The sequence below is a fragment of the Vibrio sp. Vb1127 genome (assembly GCF_033338735.1).
In the GTDB taxonomy this organism is placed as follows: domain Bacteria; phylum Pseudomonadota; class Gammaproteobacteria; order Enterobacterales; family Vibrionaceae; genus Vibrio; species Vibrio alginolyticus.
In genome coordinates, this window is sequence record NZ_JAWOTF010000028.1 from 1 (window position 1) to 2,711 (window position 2,711).

At 42.1% G+C, this 2,711-nt stretch carries 3 protein-coding genes; 1 reads left to right on the forward strand and 2 read right to left on the reverse strand.

The genetic code is table 11. The features are described 5' to 3' along the window. Window positions 1–386 (reverse strand): glutamate--tRNA ligase family protein (locus R7H07_RS21465; protein WP_318128781.1); only part of this gene is annotated, 386 nt, incomplete at its 3' end. A 276-nt stretch (window positions 387–662) separates the two neighbouring features. Beyond that, window positions 663–2,156: an N-acetylglucosamine-specific PTS transporter subunit IIBC gene (gene nagE / locus R7H07_RS21470; protein ID WP_065274258.1), complete on the reverse strand. Its 1,494-nt coding sequence runs from the start codon at window positions 2,154–2,156 to the stop codon at window positions 663–665. Window positions 2,157–2,645: 489 nt separating this feature from the next. Here nagE and R7H07_RS23960 point away from each other — a divergent pair. After that, the coding region (locus tag R7H07_RS23960) for a hypothetical protein (protein ID WP_411978668.1) at window positions 2,646–2,711 on the forward strand (66 nt) is incomplete at its 3' end.

Consider the following 2,711-nt stretch of genomic DNA (forward strand, 5'->3'; position numbering starts at 1 on the left):
TGCTCTGGACTTAGCTCATCTACGTACGCTAAGCCTTTGTTAATCAATTCAATTGCATATTCGTAAAGCTTATCGAAGTAGTTTGATGAGTAACATACTTCACCACTCCACTCAAAGCCCAACCAGTTTACATCTTTCTTGATAGACTCAACGTATTCGATGTCTTCTTTTTCAGGGTTTGTATCGTCGAAACGCAGATTACATTGACCCTGGTAGTCCTGAGCAATACCGAAGTTCAAACAGATAGACTTAGCATGACCGATATGCAGGTAGCCATTTGGCTCCGGCGGGAATCGAGTATGCACGCTAGTGTGTTTACCATCCGCTAGATCTTTATCAATGATCTGGCGAATAAAGTTTGATGGACGAGCATCAGCTTCACTCATCTATAGCACCTCAAAAATATTAGTATTGTCAGAGAAAACGGAACCCTGTATCCAAGTATGGTTTCACAGAGTACATTGTTCCTAATGATCCACAATTCTAAGCAATTAGACAACAAGAACTCGCTCTAAAACGACAATATTTATCGAGTTGGCGTGAAAGCAAAGCAGATTCAAAGGGCCTAAACGAAAAAAGGCCTCCTGCGGAGGCCTTTTGCGATGTTGTAGTATCAATTGTTTGCAATACCAATAACAAACAATCGCACCACTATTAAACAGTTAAGCTGGTAACTGAACACCACTTAAGTCTTCATCTTTAGATACATTCTTCATCTCACCAGCAACAATCTCTGCTAGTGGACCAAGGATAACTTGTAGGTTGTTTGTACCTAGCTTCACAACTCCCATAGCTCCAAGATCTTTCAGAGTTTTCTCATTGATAACGCTCATATCTTTCACAGAAAGGCGCAAACGAGTAATACAGGCATCGATAGAACTTAGGTTGTCATGACCGCCAAGTGCTTTCAAGTACTGACGAGCAAGCTCTGAAGAATTGCTTGATCCAGCCACGTTAGATAAAGCTTCTTCATCATCTTCACGTCCCGGTGTTTTAAGGCCAAACTTAACAATCACGGTACGGAACACGAAGTAGTAAACCGCAAAGAAACCAAGACCTTGTACAATGAGCATGTACCAATTTACCGCTAGCGGGTTACGAGTCGACAATACTAAGTCGACTAAACCAGCAGAGAAACCGAAACCTGCAATCCACTGCATTGATGCCGCGATATAAACTGATAGACCAGTCAGCGCTGCGTGAAGAACGTACAGTCCTGGAGCAAGGAACATGAATGCAAATTCAAGTGGTTCTGTTACACCTGTAAAGAATGAAGCAAACGCAGCTGCAATCATGATAGATGCCACTTTCTCTTTATTCTTTGATTTCGCAGTATGGTACATCGCTAGAGCAGCACCTGGTAAACCAAACATCATGATTGGGAAGAAGCCCGCTTGGTACATCCCCGTAACACCTACCGTTGCCGTGCCTTCAGCTAATGATTTCGCACCGCCAAGGAAGTTTGGAATGTCATTAATACCAGCAACATCAAACCAGAACACTGAGTTTAGTGCATGGTGCAGACCAACAGGAATTAGAAGACGGTTGAAGAATGCGTAAACACCTGCACCTGCTTCACCCATACCTTGAATGCTTTCACCAAAACTGACCAGACCGCCGTAAACTGATGGCCAAACGTACATCAGGATGAACGCAATAACGATACCAGCAAAAGACGTTAGGATCGGTACAAGACGCTTGCCAGAGAAAAACGCCAGTGCTTTGTGCAGCTCTACGTGAGAAAAACGGTTGTACAACTCAGCAGAAACAATACCAACCAAGATACCGACGAACTGGTTATTGATTTTACCAAATGCAGCAGGTACTTCACTTGGGTCAATGCCTTGAATTTGTGATACTGCACCAGGGGCCAAAAGCGTTGTGACAACTAAGAAGCCCACGAAACCTGAAAGTGCAGCGGCGCCATCTTTGTCTTTAGACATTCCGTAAGCAACACCAACAGCGAACAATACTGACATATTGTCAATGATCGCTGCACCAGCTTTAATAAGAAATGCAGCAAGTGCACTGTTTGCGCCCCAGCCATTTGGGTCGATCCAGTAGCCAATACCCATGAGTATTGCTGCTGCAGGAAGTGTGGCAACCGGCACCATAAGCGCCTTACCCACCTTCTGGAAGTATCCGAGAATGTTCACCTTAAGTTCCCCCTATAGGATTAGATGTTATGTTGAATGACTTATTTCAGCCGTCCAATTTAGTCATCCTAAGTTTATGATATTAATTTTGCTCCGCAAATTAAAAGCTCACCGTTTGTGATCATAATCACCACAATTTGCCCTTTCGAAAGGTTTTTGCTAGCGAGATCATAAAACTTATTTTATTATACGAAAAAATGGCGTTTTAAAGATAATATTCTCGCACTTTATGCAAGGCAGAATCAGTGTTATTTTGGTATCTAGGCGGGTAAATCACTGTAACTTTGCTCTGAAAAAGAATCATAAAAAACCATACAATTATTACTTTTCAGTTAGTTACTATGACAATAACATCGATAAAACGCGACTTGCTGTATGTGACTCGTTATCTAATTCAGTGATACAAACTAAGTACCCATATGACTGAAGCAGTCTCTACTTAGATAACGATATAGAAATTGAATTCTCATCTATAAGGACTAGCTGACTATGTACGCGCTAAGTAACTGTAAAATTTATACCGGTAGTGATGTTCTTACCGATCATGCGGTCATC